Genomic DNA, 20,757 nt, shown 5'->3' on the forward strand with positions numbered 1-20,757 from the left:
TGAACTTAGTGAACTTTGGCCCCGATCACGGCTCGATCGTCGGGGTCCAGGGGCGCTCGCGAAACCACTTCGTGATGATGTATTTCGTACCTTCCACGACAGCCATGCCCTCGTGCAGCGTCGCCAGATTGGGGCTGCCATCGGCCAGCATGTTGTTCCACGCGACCAGCATCCCCGGCCGCGGATTGAACCGTACCCCGGCCTGCGGAAACCATGTAGCGCCGCCCTGTTCGACCTCGTTCAGATAGACCATCGCCGTCCAGGTTCGTTGCCCGCCCTGCACCGCCATCGACGCCCAATAGGGCTCGTTCTCGTTGAAATAGTCGTTATGCGCCCGGAACTGCTGCCCCGGCGCATAGCGCTGCCCCTGCATCGTCTCGCCATGTTCGGGCGGGATGCCCAGCAGGTGCGCGATCTTCTCGTCGATCGGTTGCAGCAACGGGTGCCAGCGGTCGAGGTCGCAGCTGTCGCTGGTGCGGAAGTTCGGATCGTTGGTCGCGGTCAGCAGCGTCGATTTGCGGCGGCCCGAATCGATCGTCGCCATCAACATGTCGCACTCGTCGTCCGACAGGAAATCGGTGAGGGCGAACAGCACCGCGCCCTCGGTCTTGGCCCGGCGGATACCGGGTACGGCGGACAGCGTCGCCTCGACCGACCGGCCCCATTCGGCCCGGACGGGGGAGGGGCCACCGGGCGCTTTACGGACAGGCGTATTCATGGCGCGGGTTCAACCAGATAGCGGGGCGGGTGTCGAGGGGGCGGGCCAGCGCTCAATGCTCCGGCGTCTCCATCAATTCGATCAGCACCCCGCCCATGTCGCGCGGGTGGACGAAGACGATCGGCGTCCCATGCGCCCCGATCCGCGGTTCGCCCAGCACCCGCGCACCCTTGGCGGTCAGCTCGGCAACGGCGGCGGGAATGTCCGCCACCTCGAAACACAGATGATGCTGCCCGCCCGCCGGGTTCTTCGCCAGAAACCCCGCGATCGGCGAGCTGGCGTCATACGGTTCGATCAATTCGATCTGCGTATTGGGCGCATCGATGAAGCAGACCTTCACCCCTTGTGCGGGCAGGTCGAATGGCTCGCCAATGGCGTCCGCACCGAGCAGGTCGCGATACATCGCGATCGATGCGGTGATTGACGGCGTGGCGACGCCGACATGGTTGAGACGGCCCAGGGTCATGCCGAATCCTCCCCGGCACGGGGAGGGGGGCCATCCGAAGGATGGTGGAGGGGGGCGTCCTGCTCCACTACCATTGCGTTGCGGGGAACGCCCCCTCCACCAGCTGCGCTGGTCCCCCTCCCCGTGCCGGGGAGGATATCACAGCGGAATATTGTCATGCTTCTTCCACGGATTCTCGAGCGTCTTGTTCCTGAGCTTGCGCAACCCCAGCGCCACCCGCCGCCGGGTGGAATGCGGCAGGATCACCTCATCGATGAACCCCTTGCTCGCCGCGACGAACGGGTTGGCGAAGCGCGCCTCATATTCCGCCGTCCGTGCCGCGACCTCGGCCGGGTCCTTCGAGCGGAAGATGATCTCGACCGCCCCCTTCGCCCCCATCACCGCGATTTCGGCGGTCGGCCACGCATAGTTCAAATCGCCGCGTAGATGCTTCGACGCCATCACGTCGTAGGCGCCGCCATAGGCCTTGCGGGTGATGACCGTGATCTTGGGCACCGTCGCCTCGGCGTAGGCGAACAGCAGCTTGGCACCATGTTTGATGATGCCCGAATGCTCCTGTCCGACCCCCGGCAGGAAGCCGGGCACGTCGACGAACGTCACGATCGGAATCTCGAACGCATCGCAGAAGCGCACGAACCGCGCCGCCTTCTTCGACGAATTGATGTCGAGGCACCCGGCCAGCACCATCGGCTGGTTCGCGACCACCCCGACCGTCTGCCCCTCGATCCGGCCGAAGCCGATGATGATGTTGCCCGCGTGCGCCGGCTGCAACTCGAAGAAGTCGCCATCGTCCAGCGTCCGCACGATCAGCTCGTGCATGTCATAGGGCTGGTTGGCGCTGGGCGGGATCAGCGTGTCGAGGCTCGGTTCCAACCGGTCCCACGGATCGTCGCTCGGCCGCTCGGGCACGCCGGTCTGGTTATTGGCGGGCAGGAAGTCGACGAAATCGCGCGCCGCCAGCAGCGCCTCGATATCGTTCTCGAACGCGCAATCGGCGACCGACGACTTGGTGGTGTGGGTGATCGCGCCGCCCAGTTCCTCCTGGGTCACGACCTCGTTCGTCACCGTCTTCACCACGTCCGGGCCGGTCACGAACATATAGCTCGAATCCTTCACCATGAAGATGAAGTCGGTCATCGCAGGCGAATAGACTGCGCCGCCCGCGCACGGCCCCATGATGAGGCTGAGCTGCGGCACGACGCCCGACGCCAGCACGTTGCGCTGGAACACCTCGGCATAGCCGCCCAGCGACGCGACGCCCTCCTGAATCCGTGCGCCGCCCGAATCGTTGAGGCCGATGACCGGCGCGCCGACCTTCATCGCCATGTCCATGATCTTGCAGATCTTCTGGGCATGGCGTTCGGACAGCGACCCGCCGAACACGGTGAAGTCCTGGCTGAAGACATAGACCAGCCGGCCGTTGACCGTGCCCGATCCGGTGACCACGCCGTCGCCCGGCACGACCTGTTCCGGCATCCCGAAATCGACGCAGTTATGTTCGACATACATGTCGAGTTCCTCGAAGGACCCTTCGTCGAGGAACACGTCCAGCCGTTCGCGCGCGGTCAGCTTGCCCTTGGCATGTTGCGCCGCGACCCGCTTTTCCCCGCCGCCGGCGCGCGCCGCCGCGCGGCGTTTCTCCAGCGCTTCGAGTGCTTCGAGCATCGTCTCTCCTTGGCCCGTTGGTCGGGCGTTTCCGCCCTTGTGCCAGCAGGAGGGGGCGAAGCGCAATATTCTTGCGCTATCCGAAGCGGTAGCCGGACACGACCCAGCCCATGACGACATCGCGGTAGTCGCACACTGCCGGGCCATCGCCGCCCGCGCCAAGGGCGACCATCAGCGGCAGCAGATGCTCGGCCTCGGGATGGGCGAAACGGGCGTGCGGCAGGCTTTCCCATTCCGCGACCCGTTCGGCCCGCGCGGCCGGATCGGGATCGGTGACAGCGGCGGTCAGCGCCGCATCCCATTCGTCGGCGATCGGCGTCACCGACGGCCCACGGGCGCGCAGATTGTGAAAGCTCATGCCGGACCCGACGATCAGCACGCCTTCGTCGCGCAGCGGGGCCAGCGCCCGGCCCATCGCGATATGGGCGGCGGGATCGAGCGAGCGGTCGAGCGACAGCTGGACCAGCGGGATATCGGCATCCGGCACCGCGACCATCATGGGCACGAACACGCCGTGATCCCAGCCGCGCGTCGCCTCCTCTGCCGTCTCGAACCCGGCGCCTTCCAGCAGCCCGGCCGCCCGCCGCGCCACGTCCGGCGCGCCGGCGGCATCCCAGCGCAGGCGATAGGTGTGTTCGGGAAAGCCATAATAATCGAACAGCAGCGACGGGCGCTCGCCGACATGGACGGTCGGGCGATCCGCCTCCCAGTGGCCGGAGATCATCAGGATCGCGCGCGGCCGCTCGGGCAGCGAATCGATCATCCCGGTCAGATACGCCTGCATCGGCCGCCACATCGGGTCGGGGGCCTGGCCGGGGTTCAGGAAGAAGCAGGGGCCGCCGCCATGCGGCACGAACAGGATGGGGAGCGTCATGGGTGCCAAGGTTGCGCTGCGGGCGATGCGACTCAAGGCCGCGCACGGAAACGACTCGTTTCGACTTGGCGTCGCGGGGGGATGCCCCCTACAAGGTCGCCCGCATGAGCCGTTTCACCGTCAACAATTTGCCGCAGGAATATCGGCTCGACCCGGACACGCCGCTGCTATGGGCGCTGCGCGACGTGTCGAACCTGACCGGCACCAAATATGGCTGCGGCACCGGCCATTGCGGGGCCTGCACTGTCGATATCGACGGGCGCGCGGTAAAGTCTTGCCAGGTGACGATCGGCAGCCTCGAGGGCACGTTCGTCACCACGATCGAGGGGCTGGCCCGCGACCGCAGCCATCCGGTGCAGGCGGCGTTCCTGGCGGCGCAGGTCGTGCAATGCGGCTTCTGCATCCCCGGCTTCGTCATGGCGACGGTCGCGCTGCTGCGGCAGAACCGCGATCCCGGTGAGGCGGAGATCGCCGCCGCGCTGAACCATCTGTGCCGCTGCGGCATCTATCCGCGCCTGATCGATGCGGTGCGACAGGCCGCCGCCGCCGCGCGGGGCGACGCGACGCTCGCACCCCCGCCACGTCCGGGTATCGACCGGGTAGAGGCTGCGCGCGAAACGCCCGCGCTGACCCCGCCGGCCAGATAGCCGCCATTCTTTCAATTGGCTGTCACCGGCATTCAGCCACGGTTGATCGCGCCCGTAATAAACCGCATCCATCGAAGCCGGCGACATCCGGCGGTGGAGGCAAGCAATGAAGAGCCGTTTTCTTCTGGCCCTGTTGAGCGTGTCGGCGCTGGTTCCGACGGCGGCGATGGCGCAGGTCGATCCGGAATTGCGCGGGCCGCGCAATCGCGAACGGATCGAACGCTCGCCGGGCGGCGAGACCCCCGGCGCCCGCGCCGAATTCCGCAACGACATCCGCGTCGAGGCGCCCCAGCCGCGCCCCGAGCGCCCGCGCATGGAGGAACAGCGCGTCGAACCGCAACGCAGCGCGGACGCTCCGCGCTGGCAGGATCGCGGCGATCGTGGTGACCGCGGCGATCGCGGCGGCTTCGACCGCCCGCGCCCGCCGCGCGACGGCAACGGGCAGGTCGATCGCGAAGCGCTGCGCCGTGACTGGCAGCAGGGTAATCGCGGCGGGGATCGCGGCTGGCGGCCCGAGCCGTCACCGGCCCCGCGCCCCGACCGCGACTTCCGTACCCCGCCACTCGACGCGCAGGGGCAGATTGATCGCGAGGCGCTGCGCCGCGACTGGCCGCGTACCGAGGGCCGGGGGCAGGTCGATCGCGATCGCAACGACCAGTGGCGTCGCGAACAATGGCGCCGCGAACAGCAGAATGGCGGCTGGGATCGTGGCACCCGCGATCGCGACTGGGGTCGTGACGACTGGAACCGGGGCGACCGGAACTGGGATCGCGGCAACCGGTGGGAACGCGGCGGTCAGTGGGATCGCGGCTGGCGGCGGGACGACCGCTATGACTGGAACCGCTATCGCCAGCAGAACCGCAACGTCTATCGCCTGCCGCGCTACTATGCGCCATCAGGCTGGGGCTATGGCTATCGCCGGTTCGGCGTGGGCGTGACGCTCAATTCCTATCTGTTCGGGTCGAACTACTGGATCAACGATCCCTATTCCTATCGCCTGCCCGATGTGTGGGGGCCGTATCGCTGGGTGCGCTATTACAACGACGCACTGCTGGTGGACGTCCGCAGTGGTCAGGTGGTCGACGTCGAGTACGACATTTTCTGGTAAGCCTGTCGCTACGGCACGGGCGCGCGCGGTGGGGGCAACCCCGCCGCGCGTCTTTCTGTCTGGCGTTTGGGCTGGCAATCGCCGCGTCCTTTCCGCAAACCGTATCAAAAGATACGGGAGAGCGATTCGATGGCAGGCGATATCCAGGTGACGCGCGACAGCGACGTGCTGCGCATCACGCTCGACCGGCCCGACCGGCTGAACGCCGCGCCACCGGCGATGTTCGATGCGATCCGCGAGGCGCTGGCCAATCTCGATGGCGCGCGCGCGGTGCTGCTCACCGGGGCAGGGCGCGCCTTCTGCTCGGGCGCCGATGTCATGGCGGCGCTGAGCGGTGACGACGCGCCGGCCATGACCCATGCCGCGCTCACCAACCACTATAACCCGACGCTACAGACGATCGCCGACCTGTCGGTCCCGGTGGTCAGCGCGGTGCGGGGTGCTGCGGCGGGGATCGGGTGCAGCCTCGCGCTCGCGGCCGATTTCTGTGTCGCGGCCGACGATGCCTATTTCCTGCAGGCGTTCGTCAATATCGGCCTTGTCCCCGATGGCGGGGCCAGCTGGATGCTCCCGCGCCTGATCGGTCGCGCCCGTGCAACGCGGATGATGATGCTGGGCGAACGGGTGCCCGCCGCTACCGCGCTCGACTGGGGCATGATCCACGCCGTGGTCGATGGCGGGAGCCTCGACGACGAAGCGCTGGCGCTTGCCCGCCGACTGGCGGCAGGACCGACCGTCGCGCTGGGCCTGACGCGCCGCAACCTCGCCTATGCCCTCGACCACGACTATCCCGCCGCGATGGCACGCGAAGCGGACGCGCAGCGTACCGCCCGCGCGACCAGCGATGCGGTGGAGGGCGGCACCGCCTTCCTCACCAAGCGTACTCCCCGTTTTACCGGAGCCTGACATGACCTGCCTCGACTTGACCCCCCGTCCGGCGATAGGGACCATGCGATGACCGGCCCGACGCTCGACGATTGGCAGAAGCTCGCCGCGCGCGAGGTGAAGGACGCCGACCTGCACTGGACCACGCCCGAGGGGATCGTGGTCAAGCCGCTCTACACCGCCGCCGACGCACCCGATCCCGGCCTGCCCGGCTTCGCGCCGTTCACGCGCGGGGTGAAGGCGTCGATGTATGCCGGGCGGCCATGGACCATCCGCCAATACGCCGGCTTCTCGACCGCCGAGGAATCCAACGCCTTCTATCGCCGCAACTTGGGCGCAGGGCAGAAGGGGCTGTCGGTCGCCTTCGACCTCGCCACCCATCGCGGGTACGACAGCGACCATCCGCGCGTGGCGGGCGATGTGGGGAAGGCCGGGGTCGCGATCGACACGATCGATGACATGAAGATCCTGTTCGACGGCATCCCGCTCGACACCATGTCGGTCAGTATGACGATGAACGGCGCGGTGCTGCCGTGCCTCGCCTTCTACATCGTCGCGGCGGAGGAGCAGGGCGTCGGCCCCGAGAAGCTGTCGGGCACGATCCAGAACGACATCCTCAAGGAGTTCATGGTCCGCAACACTTACATCTATCCGCCCGCGCCATCGATGCGGATCGTGTCGGACATCATCGCGTACACCGCCGAGCATATGCCGCGGTTCAACAGCATCTCGATCAGCGGCTATCACATGCACGAGGCCGGGGCGACCGCGGTGCAGGAGCTGGCGTTCACGCTGGCCGACGGCATGGCCTATGTCCGCGCCGCGCTGGACCGGGGCCTCGATATCGATGCGTTCGCCGGGCGGCTGTCGTTCTTCTTCGGCATCGGCATGAACTTCTTCATGGAGATCGCGAAGCTGCGCGCCGCGCGCATGCTGTGGAGCCGGATCATCGCCGATTTCGGTGGTTCGCCCCGCAGCCAGACGCTGCGCACGCACTGCCAGACCAGCGGCGTGTCGCTGACCGAGCAGGACCCGTATAACAACGTCATCCGCACCACTGTGGAGGCGATGGCCGCGACGTTCGGGGGTACCCAGTCGCTCCACACCAACTCGCTCGACGAAGCGGTCGCGCTGCCGACCGACTTTTCCGCCCGGATCGCGCGCAATACGCAGCTGATCCTGCAGGAAGAAACCGGCATGACCCATGTCGTCGATCCGCTGGGCGGCAGCTATTATGTCGAGGCGCTGACGAAGGAGCTGGCCGACAAGGCTTGGGCGCTGATCGAGGAGATCGAGGCGGCGGGCGGCATGATCGATGCCGTGAACTCGGGGTTGCCCAAGGAACATATCGAACGCGCCGCCGCCGCGCGGCAGGCGCGTGTCGATCGGGCCGAGGACGTCATCGTCGGCGTCAACAAATACCGGCTGGCCGAGGAAGACCCGATCGACATCCTCTCGATCGACAACGCGAAGGTCCGTGCCGACCAGATTCGTCGGATCGAGCGGGTGAAGGCCGAACGGGACGAGGCGAAGACCCAGGCGGCGCTGACTGCATTGCAGGACGGCGCGCGCGGGGACGGCAACCTGCTGGCGCTGTGCGTCGATGCCGCGCGTGCCCGCGCTACGCTGGGCGAAATGTCGGCGGCGATGGAGGCGGCGTTCGGTCGTCATGCGGTGTCGGTGACCCCGGTCAAGGGCATCTATGGCCCCGCCCATGCCGATGACGATGGCTGGCGCCGCGCGGGCGAAGGCGTCGCGGCGGTCGAACGCCGCATGGGGCGCAAGCCGCGCATGCTGGTCGCCAAGATGGGGCAGGACGGCCACGATCGCGGCGCGAACGTCGTCGCCAGCGCCTTTGCCGATCTGGGGTTCGATATCGTGTCCGGGCCGCTGTTCCAGACGCCGCAGGAAACTGCGCAGCTGGCGATTGCCGAAGGGGTCGATGTCGTCGGCGCCTCCAGCCTGGCCGCTGGGCACAATACGCTGATCCCCGAACTCATCGGGTGCTTGGCGGATGCCGGTCGTAGCGATATTCGCGTCATTGCCGGCGGGGTGATCCCGCCGCAGGATTATGCGTTGCTCCGCGAAGCCGGGGTGGCGGCGATTTTCGGACCGGGCACCAACCTGGTCCATGCGGCGGCGGAGGTGCTGAAACTGCTCGGCCACAACCTGCCGCCGGTTGGAGAGACTGTGGAATGAATGTGATTGCGTCTGTCGAAGCTGCCCCGGCGATCGGAACGGGGGAGGTACGCACCGACTGGACCCGTGCCGAAATCGCCGACCTGTTCGACCTGCCGTTCGATGAACTGATGTACCGTGCCCAGACCGTCCACCGTGCCCACCACGCGGTCGGGCAGGTGCAGCTCTGCACGCTCCTGTCGATCAAGACCGGCGGCTGCCCGGAGGATTGCGGCTATTGCTCGCAATCGGCCAGCGCCGACACGCAGCTGAAGGCCGAAAAGCTGATGGAGGTGCAGGCGGTGCTCGCCTCTGCCGCCGAGGCGAAGGCGGCCGGGTCGCAGCGTTTCTGCATGGGCGCGGCATGGCGCAACCCGAAGGACCGCGACATGGACGCGGTGATCGCCATGGTCGAGGGCGTCCGGGCGATGGGCATGGAAACCTGCATGACGCTCGGCATGCTGACCCCCGATCAGGCACAGCGGCTGGCGGCGGCGGGGCTCGATTATTACAACCACAACATCGACACCTCGCCCGAAAACTACGCCAACATCATCTCGACGCGCAGCTTCGAGGATCGGATCGACACGCTGGCGCATGTCCGCGCGGCGGGGATCAACGTGTGCAGCGGCGGGATCGTCGGGCTGGGCGAGACCCGCGCCGATCGCGTCGGCTTCGTCCACGCGCTCGCCACGCTGCCGCGCCATCCCGAAAGCGTGCCGGTCAATGCGCTGGTGCCGATCAAGGGCACGGTGCTCGGCAACATGCTCGCCGACACCCCGCTGGCAAAGATCGACGATATCGAGTTCGTCCGCACCGTCGCCGTTGCGCGGATCACCATGCCGTTGAGCATGGTCCGCCTGTCCGCCGGACGCGAAAGCATGTCGGATGCGACGCAGGCGATGTGCTTCATGGCCGGGGCCAATTCGATCTTCACCGGCGACCGGCTGCTGACCACCGGCAATGCCGGCGACGATGCCGATGCGGCGCTGCTGGCGAAGCTGGGCATGACGCCGATGGTCGCGGAGGAACCGATGCGAAAGGGCGGGTGCTGCTGACGCAGCGCCCCGCCGAATGACATGCTGACCCTGCCATAGCAGGGCGGACAGGAGAGTGACGTGTTCAAGAAGATTCTGGTCGCCAATCGCGGCGAAATCGCGTGCCGGGTGATGCGGACGGCCAAGCGGATGGGGATCGCGACCGTCGCGGTCTATTCCGATGCCGACGCCCGCGCGCCGCACGTCATGATGGCGGACGAGAGCGTCCGGCTGGGCCCGGCGCCTGCGGCCGAGAGCTATCTGAAGGCGGAGCTGATCCTTGCGGCGGCGAAGGCGACCGGGGCCGACTGCATCCATCCCGGCTACGGATTCCTGTCCGAGCGCGAGAGTTTTGCCCGCGCCTGTGCCGATGCCGGCATCGCCTTTGTCGGCCCGCCGCCGAACGCGATCGCCGCGATGGGCGACAAGATCGAATCGAAGAAGCTGGCGCAGGCCGCCGGGGTCAACGTCGTCCCCGGCTATCTGGGTGAGATCGCCGATACCGAGGAGGCGGTGCGGATCGCCACCGACATCGGTTATCCGGTGATGATGAAGGCATCGGCCGGCGGCGGCGGCAAGGGGATGCGCCTGGCGTGGAGCGAACAGGACGTTCGCGAGGGGTTCGAGGCGACCAAGCGCGAGGGGCTGGCGAGCTTCGGCGACGATCGCGTGTTCATCGAGAAGTTCATCGAAAGCCCGCGCCACATCGAAATCCAGGTGCTGGGCGACCAGCACGGCAACATCGTCTATCTCGGCGAGCGCGAATGCTCGATCCAGCGCCGCCACCAGAAGGTGGTCGAGGAAGCGCCATCGCCCTTCGTCACGCCCGCAATGCGCAAGGCGATGGGTGAACAGGCAGTCGCGCTGGCCCGGGCGGTCGGCTATTATTCGGCCGGCACCGTCGAACTGATCGTATCGGGCGCGGATGTGACGGGGGAGAGCTTCTACTTCCTCGAAATGAACACCCGGTTGCAGGTCGAGCATCCGGTTACCGAGGAAATCACCGGCCTCGATCTGGTCGAACAGATGCTGCGCGTCGCGGCGGGGGAAACGCTCGCCTTCACGCAGGACGAGGTGAAGCTGACCGGCTGGGCGATCGAGAACCGGGTCTATGCCGAAGATCCGTATCGGGGTTTCCTGCCCAGCACCGGCCGCCTCACCCGCTACAATCCTCCCCGGCACGGGGAGGGGGACCGTGCGAAGCATGGTCGAGGGGGGCGTCCGCACGCGGATCGTTCGCGGCCAACCCCCTCCACCACCGACCTGCGGTCGGCGGTCCCCTTCCCCGCGAGCGGGGAGGAAACTATTCGCACCCGCGTCGACGACGGCGTGGTCGAGGGTGGTGAGGTCAGCATGTTCTATGACCCGATGATCGCCAAGCTCGTCACCTGGGCCCCGACGCGCGAAGCGGCGATCGATGCGCAGATCGCGGCGCTCGACCGGTTCGAACTGGCCGGGGTCGGAAACAATATCGATTTCCTGTCGGCGATCATGCAGCATCCCCGCTTCCGTGACGGCGCGCTGACCACCGGCTTCATCGCGGAGGAATATCCCGACGGCTTCCACGGCGCGCCGGCCGACGCGGCGCTGCTGCGGCAACTGGCGGCGGTCGCGGTGCTGATCGACCTCGAACAGTCGCTGCGGGTCCGCGCGATCGATGGGCAGCTCGGCACCCGCCCGGCACCCTCGACCGAACGGATCGTCACCATCGGCGACCGTCGCTTCGAAATCTGCGTCGATGGCTATGAGGGCGGCCTGCTCGTCAATATCGATGGCGACGTGCCGCTTGACGTCGTGATGCACTGGCGTCCGTCGCAGCGGGTGGTGGTCGCACGGATTGACGACCACGAACTCGCTGTTCGCGTGGCCCGCACCATCGGCGGGTGGAAGCTGACCGCGCGCGGCGCAACCCATATCGTCCGCGTCCTGCCGCCGCATGTCGCCGCGCTGACGCAGCATATGATCGAAAAGGTCCCGCCCGATCTTTCGCGGTTCCTGCTGTGCCCGATGCCGGGCTTGCTGACCCGTGTCGAGGTGGCCGAAGGGCAGAAGGTCGAGGCGGGACAACCGCTGGCGGTGGTCGAGGCGATGAAGATGGAAAACATCCTGCGCGCCGAACGCCCCGGCACCGTGGCCCGCATCGCCCACGCCGCCGGCGACAGCCTGGCGGTCGATGCGGTCATCATGGAGTTCGAATAAGCGGAACCCTTTGCCCTCTGGCGGCTTGTCGGTGCGTGATCGTTTCCCCAGCGCAACCATGGTGGCAGGCCGCCACCATCTATCAAATCTACCCGCGCTCCTTCGCCGACAGCGACGGGGATGGGATTGGTGACCTGAACGGCATTGCCGACCGGATCGACTATCTGGCCGAGCTGGGCATCGATGCGATCTGGATTTCGCCGATTTACCCCTCGCCGATGGCCGATTTCGGCTATGATGTGGCGGACTATACCGGGATCGATCCGCGTTTCGGGACGCTTGCCGATTTTGATGCACTGCTGGTTAAGGCGCTTGCGGCGGGCATCCGTGTGCTGCTCGATTTCGTGCCGAACCACAGCTCCGACCGGCATCCATGGTTTGTCGAGAGCCGATCGTCGCGCAATAATCCGAAGCGCGACTGGTATATCTGGCGCGATCCCGCGCCGGATGGCGGGCCGCCCAACAACTGGATCAGCGATTTCGGCGGGCCGGCCTGGACGTTCGATCCCGCCACCGGCCAATATTACTCCCGCGCATTCCTGCCCGAACAGCCCGATCTGAACTGGCGCAATCCGGACGTACAGGCGGCGATGCTGGCGGCGATGCGTTTCTGGTTCGATCGCGGCGTCGACGGATTCCGCATCGACGTGCAGTGGCACATGGTCAAGCACGCCGACTTTCCCGACAATCCGCCCAATCCGGATTTTCGCGAAGGCATGGGCGACATGCACCGCGTGTTGCAGCTCAACTCGACCGATCAGCCCGAAGTCCACGCCATCGGCACGGCGATGCGGCGACAGGCCGACGAATTCGGCGCAGTGCTGGTCGGCGAAATCTATCTGCCGATTCCCAGGCTGATGACCTATTACGGCACGGCCGAAGCCCCCGGCGTCCACCTGCCGTTCAATTTCCAGCTGATCGAGGCGAAGTGGGACGCCGCCGAACTCGCCGTGCGGATCGTAGAGTATGAGGCGGCACTGCCCGAGGGTGGCTGGCCCAACTGGGTGCTGGGCAACCATGACCGCCCGCGGATCGCAACCCGTGTCGGCATCGCCCAGGCGCGGGTGGCGGCGATGCTGCTGCTGACGCTACGCGGCACGCCGACGCTGTATCAGGGTGACGAACTGGGCCTGACCGATGCGCAGGTGCCGCCGGACAAGGTGCAGGACCCGCGCGAGCTGCGTGAACCCGGCCTGGGGCTGGGGCGCGATCCGGTTCGCACGCCGCTGCCGTGGGATGCGAGCGGCGGGTTTACCACCGGCGATCCGTGGCTGCCGATCGACCCGGCGCACTTGCCGCTGAATGTCGAGGCACAGGCGGACGATCCGGCGTCGATGCTCAGCTTCTATCGCCGCCTGCTGGCACTCCGCCGCGCGACACCGGCATTGGCGACCGGGCCGATCGACGACGTGCGGGCGCAAGGCGATGTCCTGACCTATCGCCGCGGTGCCTACCGCATCGTCCTGAACCTCGGTGACCGACCGGTCGCCAACCCGGTCGAGGCGGCAGAGGTCGTCCTGTCGACCCATGCCGATGCCGGCGATCCCACCCATCTGCGCCCCGCCGAGGGGCTGATCCTGAAAGTATCCTGATGCGTATCGCGATGATTGCCCCGATCGCGTGGCGCACGCCGCCGCGCCACTATGGCCCGTGGGAACTGGTCACCAGCCTGCTGACCGAGGCGCTGGTCGCGCGCGGTGTCGATGTGACCCTGTTCGCGACACAGGACAGCATCACCGCCGCGACGCTCGCCGGGGTGGTGCCCGCGCCGTATAGCGAGGACCCGTCGATCGATGCGAAGGTGTGGGAGTTTGCACACTTGGCGCATGTGTTCGAGCGCGCGGGGGAATTCGACCTGATCCATAATCAGGCGGACTTTCCGGCCCATGCCTTTTCCGGGCTGGTCGACACGCCGATGGTGACGACGATCCACGGCTTTTCATCCGACCGCATCCTGCCGATGTATGCGCCCTATCAGGATCGCGTGCACTATGTAGCGATCAGCGACGCCGACCGGCATCCGTCACTGCACTACGCCGCGACGATCCATCACGGCATTCCGCTGGATGATTTTCCGTTCGATCCGGCGGGCAGCGACGACCTGCTGTTCTTTGGCCGGATGCATCCCGACAAGGGCGCGGCGGAAGCCATCGCCGCCGCACACGCCAGCGGCCGCCGCCTGCACATGGCCGGCATCGTGCAGGACGACCGCTATTGGCGGGAGGACGTCGAGCCGCATGTCGATGGCGAGCGCGTCGTCTATCACGGCGCGGTCGGCGGCACGGCGCGCACCGACCTGCTGGGCGGGGCGCGGGCGCTGCTCCACCTGATCGGCTTCGACGAACCGTTCGGCCTGTCGGTGGTTGAGGCGATGGCGTGCGGCACGCCGGTCATCGCCTATAACCGGGGATCGATGCCCGAACTGATCGAACACGGCGTCAACGGCTTCCTGGTCGACACGCTGGACGAAGCCGTCGCCGCGATCGACCGCGTGGGAGAGATCGATCGTGCGGACTGTCGCCGGATCGTTGCCGAACGCTTTTCGGTGGAGGCGATGGCCGAGCGCTACCACGCGCTCTACACCTCGATCCTGTCGGCATGAAACCACGCTAACTGCCTGATTTTTCAAGCAACGGAGGCCCGACATGCCGCGCGGTGACAAGAGCAGCTATACCGACAAGCAGAAGCGCAAGGCCGATCACATCGCCGAAAGCTATGAAGCGCGCGGTGTGCCGGAGAAAGAGGCGGAGGCTAGAGCGTGGGCGACCGTCAACAAGGATTCGGGCGGCGGCAACAAGTCCGGATCGGGGCGCGGCAAGCCCGACACCCATGCCTCGGCCCGTCGCGGCGGCAAGGCAGCGGCGGAGCGCCCCGCCGCCGATCGGTCGGCCGCCGCGCGGAAGGGCTGGGAGACGCGGCGACGCAACGCCGCGTCCTGATTATCCCGCGTCGCACGCCTCGCCGAGCGCGGCATAGATCGCGTCCAGGTCGGCATCGTCGATGCAATAGGGCGGCATGACGTACAGCGTCGTGCCCAACGGCCGCAGCAGCAGCCCGGCATCGCGAAACCGCGCCATCAGCAGGGGTGCACGGTCGGACAGGTAACCTTCGTCGCCGTCCAGCTCAAACGCGGCGATCGTGCCCAGCCGCCGCGCACCCGACACGCGCGGATGCTGCGCCAATGCCGCCAGCCGAACCGCTTGTCGCTCGCCGAGCGACGCGATCCGTTCCGCGACCGGCTCGTCCCGCCAGACTGCCAGATTGGCGTTGGCGGCGGCGCAGGCGATCGGATTGGCGGTGTAGCTCGACGAATGAAAGAACATCGTCGCCCGGTCGGGCCCGTAATGCGCCTGATAAATCGCTTCGCTCGCCATGGTCACCGCCAACGGGATGGCGCCACCGGTCAGCCCTTTCGACAGGCACAGGATGTCCGGCACGACCCCGGCCTGTTCGCACGCGGTCAGCGTGCCGGTGCGGCCCCATGCGGTCATCACCTCGTCGGCGATGAACAGCACGTCGTGCGTGCGGCAGATGCGCTGCATTTCCGCCAGCACGGCGGGCGGGTACATCCGCATGCCCCCGGCGCCCAGCACCAGCGGTTCGACGATGAACGCCGCCGCGCCGTCGCGACACGCCGCCTCCAGTGCGTCATAGGTCGCCTGCTCGCGGCCGGGGTCGGGGAAGGGGATCGATCCCACGTCGAACAGCAGCGGGGCATAGGCCTGGTTGAACACGCCGCGCGCGCCGATCGACATCGCGCCGATCGTGTCGCCATGATAGCCATGCTCCAGCACGAGGATGCGGTGCCGCGCCTCGCCCCGGTTGCGCCAATAGCCGAGCGCCATCTTCAGCGCGACCTCGACGCTGGTCGACCCGGAGTCCGAAAAGAACACGCGGGTCAGCCCGTCGGGCAGCATCGCGCACAGCCCCGCCGCCAGCGTCTCGGCCGGCTCGTGGGTGTGGCCGGCAAAGATGATCTGGTCGAGCGTGCCCGCCTGTTCGGCGATGGCGGCGGTGATGCGCGGGTGGTTGTGGCCGTGCGTCGTCACCCACCAGGACGAGATCGCATCGATGATCCGCCGCCCGTCGTCGCTCCACAGCGCCGCGCCGTCGCCGCGCACGATCCGCGGGATCGGTTCGCGCAGGCCGTGCTGGGTAAAGGGATGCCACACCGCGCTCATCGGAAATCCTCCACGGCGAACCCGGCGGCAAAGGCGCGGGCGAGGGCATCGGGCGTCAGGTCCGGTACGAACGGCAACCGCCCCAGCCGCCGGGTTTCGCCCAGCCGCACGATCGTTTCCTCGCTGTCGGGCACGGCGTCGCCGATGAAGGCGATGCCCCGGATCGGCACGCCGCGCGCGCGCAGTGCCTCGATCGACAACAGGCTGTGGTTGATCGTGCCGAGCGCCGTACGGGCCACCAGCACAACCGGCCGCTGCCAGCGCGCGAACAGGTCGGCGAAGGTCGTGGTACCGACGATCGGCACCAGCACGCCGCCGGCCCCCTCCACCACCAGTGGACCCGCCACCCGTGGCAGCGTGAGGCGGTCGAGATCGATCGTCACCCCGTCGATCGCGGCGGCGCGGTGCGGGGAGCAGGGGGTGGCGAGGGAATAGGCTTCGGGCAGGATGCGGTCGGGCGCGATGCCCGCCAGCCTTGCCACCCGCTGCCGGTCGGTTCCGTCATCGGTCCCGGCCTGTACCGGTTTCCAGTAGGATGCCCCCAGCGCAGCAGTCAGTGCGGCGGCGAACACGGTCTTGCCGACATCGGTATCGGTGCCGGTGACGACGATCACGGTCATGCCAGTTCCTCCAGGGCATCGCCCAGCGCGGCGATATCGGCCGCATCGATGTTGAGCGTCAGCGAGATGCGCAGCCGCGCGGTGCCGGCGGGCACGGTCGGCGGGCGGATACCGCGAATGTCGAAGCCGCGTGCCTGCAGCGCTTCGGCCAGCGCCATCGCCCGGCCATCCTCGCCGACGATCAGCGGCATGATCTGCGACCCGCTGACCATCGCGCCGAGCGGCCCCAGCCGCGCCTTCGCCAGCGTCACCCGATCGGCCAGCTGCGTCCGCCGTTCGGGTTCGTCGCGTAGGATCTGCAAGGCTGCCCGCGCCGCCGCCGCCATGACGGGGGAGGGGGCCGTCGAAAAGATGAAGCCGCGTGCCCGGTTGACCAGAAAGTCGGTGACGACCGCCGGACCGCAGACCAAGGCCCCTTCGCTACCCAGCGCCTTGCCACAGGTGCGCAGCGTGATGACGTTCGGCTGCCCCTCCAACGCGGCGGCAAGGCCGCGGCCATCGGGACCGAACACGCCGGTCGCATGGGCTTCGTCGATCAGCAGCATCGCATCGTGCCGCGCCGCGACCTCGGCCAGCTCGGCCAGCGGCGCGCGGTCGCCGTCCATGCTGTACAGGCTCTCGATCGCGATCCACGGGCTGCCGGTGCCGCCGCGTCGCCGCCAGTCGCGGATCGCATCCTCGATCGCATCCGGGTCGTTATGGCCCGCCGCCACCGATGGCGCCCGTGCCATCCGCATTCCGTCATGCGCGCTGGCATGGATCAGCGTGTCGTGGACGATCAGGTCGCCACGCTGCGGCAGCGTCGCCAGCAGCGCGGCATTGGCGGAAAAGCCGCTGCCGAACCACAGGGCGCTTTCGCTGCCGAAGAACGCGGCGGCCTCCGCCTCCAGTGCCTCGGGTTCCGCGTGGTTGCCGCGCAGCAGCCGCGATCCCCCCGACCCCACCGGAACCCCGCGCGCCACGGCGTCCTCCACCGCGCGGCGCAGTACCGCCGATCCGGCCAGCCCCAGATAATCGTTCGATGCGAAATCGCGGCCTGCGATCGGGACCAACCGCCGCCGCCGGTCGATGCCCGACAGCCGCCGCAGGTCCTCCGCGATCGGCCGCAACGCCGGGGGCAGGGGGGCAGGCACTCGTCGATCGTCGGTCATCGCTCCCCTTTGTCGGCGGCATGTCGGGGCGATGCCCATATCGTCCGGCCCGTAATGGCGCAAATCCCGGCGCGGTGCGTTACGCCGCCGATGGCGCGTGTCGCCGGGAACGATTAGAAAGAGTTCATGGCAGATCCCGCATCCGAATCCATCGCGTCCCCTCCGCCGGTCGACCGCGTGGGAGCGTCGGGCACCGCCGCAACGCCGCCGGCCGATCCGGTCGATGCGGTCATCGACGCCCCGACCGAGGAACTGCGCCGCGACCGATTGCTGGCGGCGCTGACGCTGATCGCAGGCGTCGGGCTGGTGCTGGCGATGCCGTTCGCATTGCAGGCGGGAGCACGCTTCTTCCTGCCGCTGACCGCCGCGATCGTGATCGCCATCGCGCTGGTCCCGCTGCTCGAATGGCAGGAGCGCAACCGTTTGCCCGCACCGCTCGCCGCATTTTTCTGCGTGATGCTGTTCCTGATCGTCGCCAACGGCGCGCTGGCATCGATCGTCGTGCCGGCATGGGGCTGGGCGCAGATTTTGCCCGACCGGATCGACCGGGTGCAGCACAATGTCGCGCCGCTGATCGATTTCTACGCCAGCCTCGAAAAGTTCGTGAACGGCCTTATCGCCAATGTCGCGACCGCGCCCGCCAAGCAGACTGCCAGTAGCGTCGCGCCACCGCAGTCGCTGCTCGATCTGGTGACGACCTCCGCACCGTCGGCGTTGCTGGAGATGTTCTTCGCGATCCTCGTGATCTATTTTTTCCTCGCCGGCTGGACCAATTTGCGGCGCGCGGCGATTACCGGGCGGAGCAGCTTCGGCGGGGCGATGGCGACCGCGCGGGTGATCCAGAACGTCGTCGACGACACCTCTGCCTATCTCGGCACCATCACGCTCATCAACCTGATGCTGGGCGTCATCGTCGCAGGCGCCCTGTGGTATATCGGGATGCCGACGCCGTTGATGTGGGGCGGGATCGTCGCGCTGCTGAACTATGTTCCCTATCTCGGCCCGATCTTTGCCGCGCTGCTGCTGGCGCTCGGCGGGCTGATGACCTTTACCGATATCTGGTGGGCACTGCTGCCCGCCGCGATCATGATCGGCGCGCATCTGGTGGAGGCGAACGTCATCACGCCGCTGGTCGTCGGGCACCGCCTGACCATCAATCCGCTGATGATCCTGATCACGCTCAGCTTCTGGGGCTGGGTCTGGGGCACGCCCGGTGCGCTGCTGGCCGTGCCGCTGCTCATCATCATCCAGACGGTGCTGAAGGGTGCGGGCAAGCCCGACATCGCCGGCTTCCTGTTCGAACACGGCACGCTGGTGCAGGACGTGCCGCCAGCGCAACGAAATGCAGGAAATGCGAACAGCGGCGTTGACAGCCCCGGCGCGGCTCCGTAAAGGCCGCCTCCTCGCTAGAGAGCGGGTGTAGCTCAGTTGGTTAGAGCGCCGGCCTGTCACGCCGGAGGTCGCGGGTTCGAGCCCCGTCACTCGCGCCATGGCGCATCATTGGATGCCGCCACAGCGCCCTTCCAGAACAACAGCATATCCTGCTGCACGATCTTCGGTCGCTTGCGGTTGCGATGCTGCGTGCGCGACGTTCCGCCACATGCTGCCGTTCGGCCCATGCTAGGCAGGGCGGAATCAGCGGTCGTGAAGGCAGGATTATGAAACTCGCATCCTATTGGCTGGAAACCAGCCCGCGTTTTTCCGGGGCAGGCGACGCGCCGTTCCCAACGCGCGCATCGGTCGTCGTGATCGGCGGCGGCCTGACCGGCCTTGCCGCCGCGCGCAAGCTGGCGATGCAGGGTGTCGATGTCGTCGTGCTGGAAGGCGGGCGGATCGGCGGGGAGGCATCGGGCCGCAATGGCGGACAGTGCAACAACGGCCTGGCCGGCGACCTGCGCGCGCTGTCCGAACGGATCGGCCATGACGCGGCGGTGGGGCTCTATCGCGTGTTCGACGAAGGGGTCGATCGGGTCGAGGCGATCGTCGCCGAAGAGGGCATCGATTGCGACTTCGTCCGCAACGGCAAGCTGAAGCTGGCCGACAAGCCCGAGCATGCCGCCAAGCTGGCACCGCTCGCCGAGTATCTCGCCAGGACGGTCGAACCCGATATCGCCCATGTCACGGGCGACGCACTGGCGGCGGAAATCGAGTCGCCCGACGCCTATGGCGGGCTGATCTTTCCGCGCAGCGCCTCGCTCCATGTCGGGCGTTTCGTCGTCGGGCTGGCCGAAGCGGCGGCGCGGCACGGGGCGCGGATCGTCGAGGGCGCGCGGGTGACCGCGATCACGCCGGGCAAGGGCGGGGGGAAGCGGGTGACGACCCCGCTCGGCACGATCGAGGCGGAGCATGTGCTGCTTGCGACCGGCGCGTCGATGGCGGGTCCCTTCGCGTGGTTGCGGCGGCGGATCGTGCCGATCGGCAGCTTCATCGTCGCGACCGAACCGATGGACCCCGATCTGGTGCGGCGGGTCATGCCGGGGCGCCGCAACGTCACGACGATGCGCAACATCGGCAATTATTTCCGCCTGACCGCCGATAATCGCCTGATCTTTGGCGGCCGCGCCCGCTTTGCGCTGTCGTCGCCCAGCAGCGATGCGAAGAGCGGCGCGGTGCTGGTCGAGGCGCTCGCCCGGCTGCTGCCGGCGGCGAAGGACGTGCCCGTCGCCTATACCTGGGGCGGAATCGTCGACGTGACCGCCGACCGGCTGCCGCGCGCCGGGGTGCGCGACGGCATCCATTACGCGACCGGCTATAGCGGGCATGGTACGCAGATGTCGGTGGCGATGGGTGAGCGGATGGCGCGCGCGCTGCTGGGGGAGGCGGATACGAACCCGCTCGCCGACCTGCCATGGCCGGCGATCCCCGGCCATTACGGCAAGCCATGGTTCCTTCCGCTGGTCGGGGCCTACTACAAGTGGAAGGATATGCGCGGCTGAAGCGCGGCATTTTGTGCCGGGCGATACCGTGCGGTATCGCTGCGAAGTGCGTCGGCACGGCAAATTCGGCATGGGCTGAACCGCGCTTCGCC

The 20,757-nt window shown here is 67.6% G+C and carries 18 protein-coding genes and 1 tRNA gene; 12 read left to right on the forward strand and 7 right to left on the reverse strand.

Features of this window, described 5'->3' with window-relative positions; all coding sequences use genetic code 11:
• Positions 1-25: 25 nt before the first annotated feature.
• The 4 genes from ASE58_RS08495 to ASE58_RS08510 all read right to left on the reverse strand — a co-directional run bounded on the left by ASE58_RS08495 (position 26) and on the right by ASE58_RS08510 (position 3,723).
• Positions 26-718 (reverse strand): prolyl hydroxylase family protein, encoded by a 693-nt coding sequence (locus ASE58_RS08495; RefSeq protein WP_055755794.1) that lies wholly within the window; start codon positions 716-718, stop codon positions 26-28.
• Between the two features lie 52 nt (positions 719-770).
• Positions 771-1,184, reverse strand: coding sequence for a methylmalonyl-CoA epimerase (mce, locus tag ASE58_RS08500; protein WP_055819956.1), 414 nt, complete (start codon positions 1,182-1,184; stop codon positions 771-773).
• A gap of 138 nt (positions 1,185-1,322) precedes the next feature.
• Complete coding sequence (locus ASE58_RS08505) at positions 1,323-2,849, reverse strand: acyl-CoA carboxylase subunit beta (RefSeq protein ID WP_055819960.1); 1,527 nt, start codon at positions 2,847-2,849, stop codon at positions 1,323-1,325.
• Positions 2,850-2,925: 76 nt separating this feature from the next.
• On the reverse strand, positions 2,926-3,723 hold the full coding sequence (locus ASE58_RS08510) for a DODA-type extradiol aromatic ring-opening family dioxygenase (protein ID WP_055819963.1): 798 nt from the start codon (positions 3,721-3,723) through the stop codon (positions 2,926-2,928).
• Between the two features lie 104 nt (positions 3,724-3,827).
• On the opposite strand from ASE58_RS08510, the gene ASE58_RS08515 reads away from it, so the two are divergent.
• The 9 genes from ASE58_RS08515 to ASE58_RS08555 all read left to right on the forward strand — a co-directional run bounded on the left by ASE58_RS08515 (position 3,828) and on the right by ASE58_RS08555 (position 14,716).
• Positions 3,828-4,370 (forward strand): (2Fe-2S)-binding protein, encoded by a 543-nt coding sequence (locus tag ASE58_RS08515; RefSeq protein WP_055819966.1) that lies wholly within the window; start codon positions 3,828-3,830, stop codon positions 4,368-4,370.
• A 106-nt stretch (positions 4,371-4,476) separates the two neighbouring features.
• On the forward strand, positions 4,477-5,478 hold the full coding sequence (locus ASE58_RS08520; RefSeq protein ID WP_055819969.1) for an RcnB family protein: 1,002 nt from the start codon (positions 4,477-4,479) through the stop codon (positions 5,476-5,478).
• Between the two features lie 129 nt (positions 5,479-5,607).
• Entirely contained in the window at positions 5,608-6,384 is a 777-nt protein-coding gene (locus ASE58_RS08525) for an enoyl-CoA hydratase-related protein (RefSeq protein WP_055819972.1), read from the forward strand.
• Positions 6,385-6,432: 48 nt separating this feature from the next.
• Positions 6,433-8,562, forward strand: coding sequence for a methylmalonyl-CoA mutase (gene scpA, locus ASE58_RS08530; RefSeq protein WP_055819974.1), 2,130 nt, complete (start codon positions 6,433-6,435; stop codon positions 8,560-8,562).
• 2 nt (positions 8,563-8,564) lie between these two features.
• On the forward strand, positions 8,565-9,599 hold the full coding sequence (gene bioB, locus ASE58_RS08535) for a biotin synthase BioB (protein ID WP_443024649.1): 1,035 nt from the start codon (positions 8,565-8,567) through the stop codon (positions 9,597-9,599).
• A gap of 60 nt (positions 9,600-9,659) precedes the next feature.
• Entirely contained in the window at positions 9,660-11,777 is a 2,118-nt protein-coding gene (locus ASE58_RS08540; RefSeq protein WP_055819981.1) for an acetyl-CoA carboxylase biotin carboxylase subunit, read from the forward strand.
• 35 nt (positions 11,778-11,812) lie between these two features.
• A complete protein-coding gene (locus ASE58_RS08545) occupies positions 11,813-13,369 on the forward strand; it encodes an alpha-amylase family glycosyl hydrolase (protein ID WP_235513546.1) in 1,557 nt (518 codons plus the stop codon).
• Complete coding sequence (locus ASE58_RS08550; protein ID WP_055819984.1) at positions 13,369-14,379, forward strand: glycosyltransferase family 4 protein; 1,011 nt, start codon at positions 13,369-13,371, stop codon at positions 14,377-14,379. The genes ASE58_RS08545 and ASE58_RS08550 overlap by 1 nt, the downstream gene beginning before the upstream one ends.
• A 43-nt stretch (positions 14,380-14,422) precedes the next feature.
• Positions 14,423-14,716, forward strand: a complete 294-nt coding sequence (locus ASE58_RS08555; protein ID WP_055819987.1) for a hypothetical protein — start codon at positions 14,423-14,425, stop codon at positions 14,714-14,716.
• Here ASE58_RS08555 and ASE58_RS08560 read toward each other — a convergent pair whose 3' ends face one another.
• The 3 genes from ASE58_RS08560 to ASE58_RS08570 are packed head-to-tail and all read right to left on the reverse strand — an operon-like array spanning position 14,717 to position 17,729.
• On the reverse strand, positions 14,717-15,958 hold the full coding sequence (locus ASE58_RS08560) for an adenosylmethionine--8-amino-7-oxononanoate transaminase (protein WP_055819990.1): 1,242 nt from the start codon (positions 15,956-15,958) through the stop codon (positions 14,717-14,719).
• Positions 15,955-16,578, reverse strand: a complete 624-nt coding sequence (gene bioD, locus ASE58_RS08565) for a dethiobiotin synthase (RefSeq protein WP_055755821.1) — start codon at positions 16,576-16,578, stop codon at positions 15,955-15,957. Before bioD ends, ASE58_RS08560 begins: the two co-directional genes overlap by 4 nt.
• Complete coding sequence (locus ASE58_RS08570; RefSeq protein ID WP_055819992.1) at positions 16,575-17,729, reverse strand: 8-amino-7-oxononanoate synthase; 1,155 nt, start codon at positions 17,727-17,729, stop codon at positions 16,575-16,577. The genes bioD and ASE58_RS08570 overlap by 4 nt, the downstream gene beginning before the upstream one ends.
• Before the next feature lie 126 nt (positions 17,730-17,855).
• Here ASE58_RS08570 and ASE58_RS08575 point away from each other — a divergent pair, with 126 nt between their 5' ends.
• The 3 genes from ASE58_RS08575 to ASE58_RS08585 all read left to right on the forward strand — a co-directional run bounded on the left by ASE58_RS08575 (position 17,856) and on the right by ASE58_RS08585 (position 20,665).
• Positions 17,856-19,121 carry an AI-2E family transporter gene (locus tag ASE58_RS08575; protein WP_055819995.1) on the forward strand — a complete coding sequence of 422 codons (1,266 nt, stop codon included), beginning with the start codon at positions 17,856-17,858 and terminating at the stop codon, positions 19,119-19,121.
• Positions 19,122-19,142: 21 nt separating this feature from the next.
• Positions 19,143-19,219, forward strand: a tRNA-Asp gene (locus ASE58_RS08580).
• Between the two features lie 168 nt (positions 19,220-19,387).
• Entirely contained in the window at positions 19,388-20,665 is a 1,278-nt protein-coding gene (locus ASE58_RS08585; protein WP_055819998.1) for an NAD(P)/FAD-dependent oxidoreductase, read from the forward strand.
• Positions 20,666-20,757 lie beyond the last annotated feature (92 nt).

This window comes from Sphingomonas sp. Leaf9, assembly GCF_001421355.1.
GTDB lineage: Bacteria > Pseudomonadota > Alphaproteobacteria > Sphingomonadales > Sphingomonadaceae > Sphingomonas.

Coding starts and splice junctions, on each gene's coding strand:
- scpA (WP_055819974.1), top strand. CDS start 6,433: ATGACCGGCCCGACGCTCGACGATTGGCAGAAGCTCGCCGCGCGCGAG.
- ASE58_RS08570 (WP_055819992.1), bottom strand. CDS start 17,729: ATGACCGACGATCGACGAGTGCCTGCCCCCCTGCCCCCGGCGTTGCGG.
- bioD (WP_055755821.1), bottom strand. CDS start 16,578: ATGACCGTGATCGTCGTCACCGGCACCGATACCGATGTCGGCAAGACC.
- ASE58_RS08505 (WP_055819960.1), bottom strand. CDS start 2,849: ATGCTCGAAGCACTCGAAGCGCTGGAGAAACGCCGCGCGGCGGCGCGC.
- ASE58_RS08525 (WP_055819972.1), top strand. CDS start 5,608: ATGGCAGGCGATATCCAGGTGACGCGCGACAGCGACGTGCTGCGCATC.
- ASE58_RS08550 (WP_055819984.1), top strand. CDS start 13,369: ATGCGTATCGCGATGATTGCCCCGATCGCGTGGCGCACGCCGCCGCGC.
- ASE58_RS08575 (WP_055819995.1), top strand. CDS start 17,856: ATGGCAGATCCCGCATCCGAATCCATCGCGTCCCCTCCGCCGGTCGAC.
- ASE58_RS08520 (WP_055819969.1), top strand. CDS start 4,477: ATGAAGAGCCGTTTTCTTCTGGCCCTGTTGAGCGTGTCGGCGCTGGTT.
- ASE58_RS08585 (WP_055819998.1), top strand. CDS start 19,388: ATGAAACTCGCATCCTATTGGCTGGAAACCAGCCCGCGTTTTTCCGGG.
- mce (WP_055819956.1), bottom strand. CDS start 1,184: ATGACCCTGGGCCGTCTCAACCATGTCGGCGTCGCCACGCCGTCAATC.
- ASE58_RS08555 (WP_055819987.1), top strand. CDS start 14,423: ATGCCGCGCGGTGACAAGAGCAGCTATACCGACAAGCAGAAGCGCAAG.
- ASE58_RS08515 (WP_055819966.1), top strand. CDS start 3,828: ATGAGCCGTTTCACCGTCAACAATTTGCCGCAGGAATATCGGCTCGAC.
- ASE58_RS08495 (WP_055755794.1), bottom strand. CDS start 718: ATGAATACGCCTGTCCGTAAAGCGCCCGGTGGCCCCTCCCCCGTCCGG.
- ASE58_RS08510 (WP_055819963.1), bottom strand. CDS start 3,723: ATGACGCTCCCCATCCTGTTCGTGCCGCATGGCGGCGGCCCCTGCTTC.
- ASE58_RS08560 (WP_055819990.1), bottom strand. CDS start 15,958: ATGAGCGCGGTGTGGCATCCCTTTACCCAGCACGGCCTGCGCGAACCG.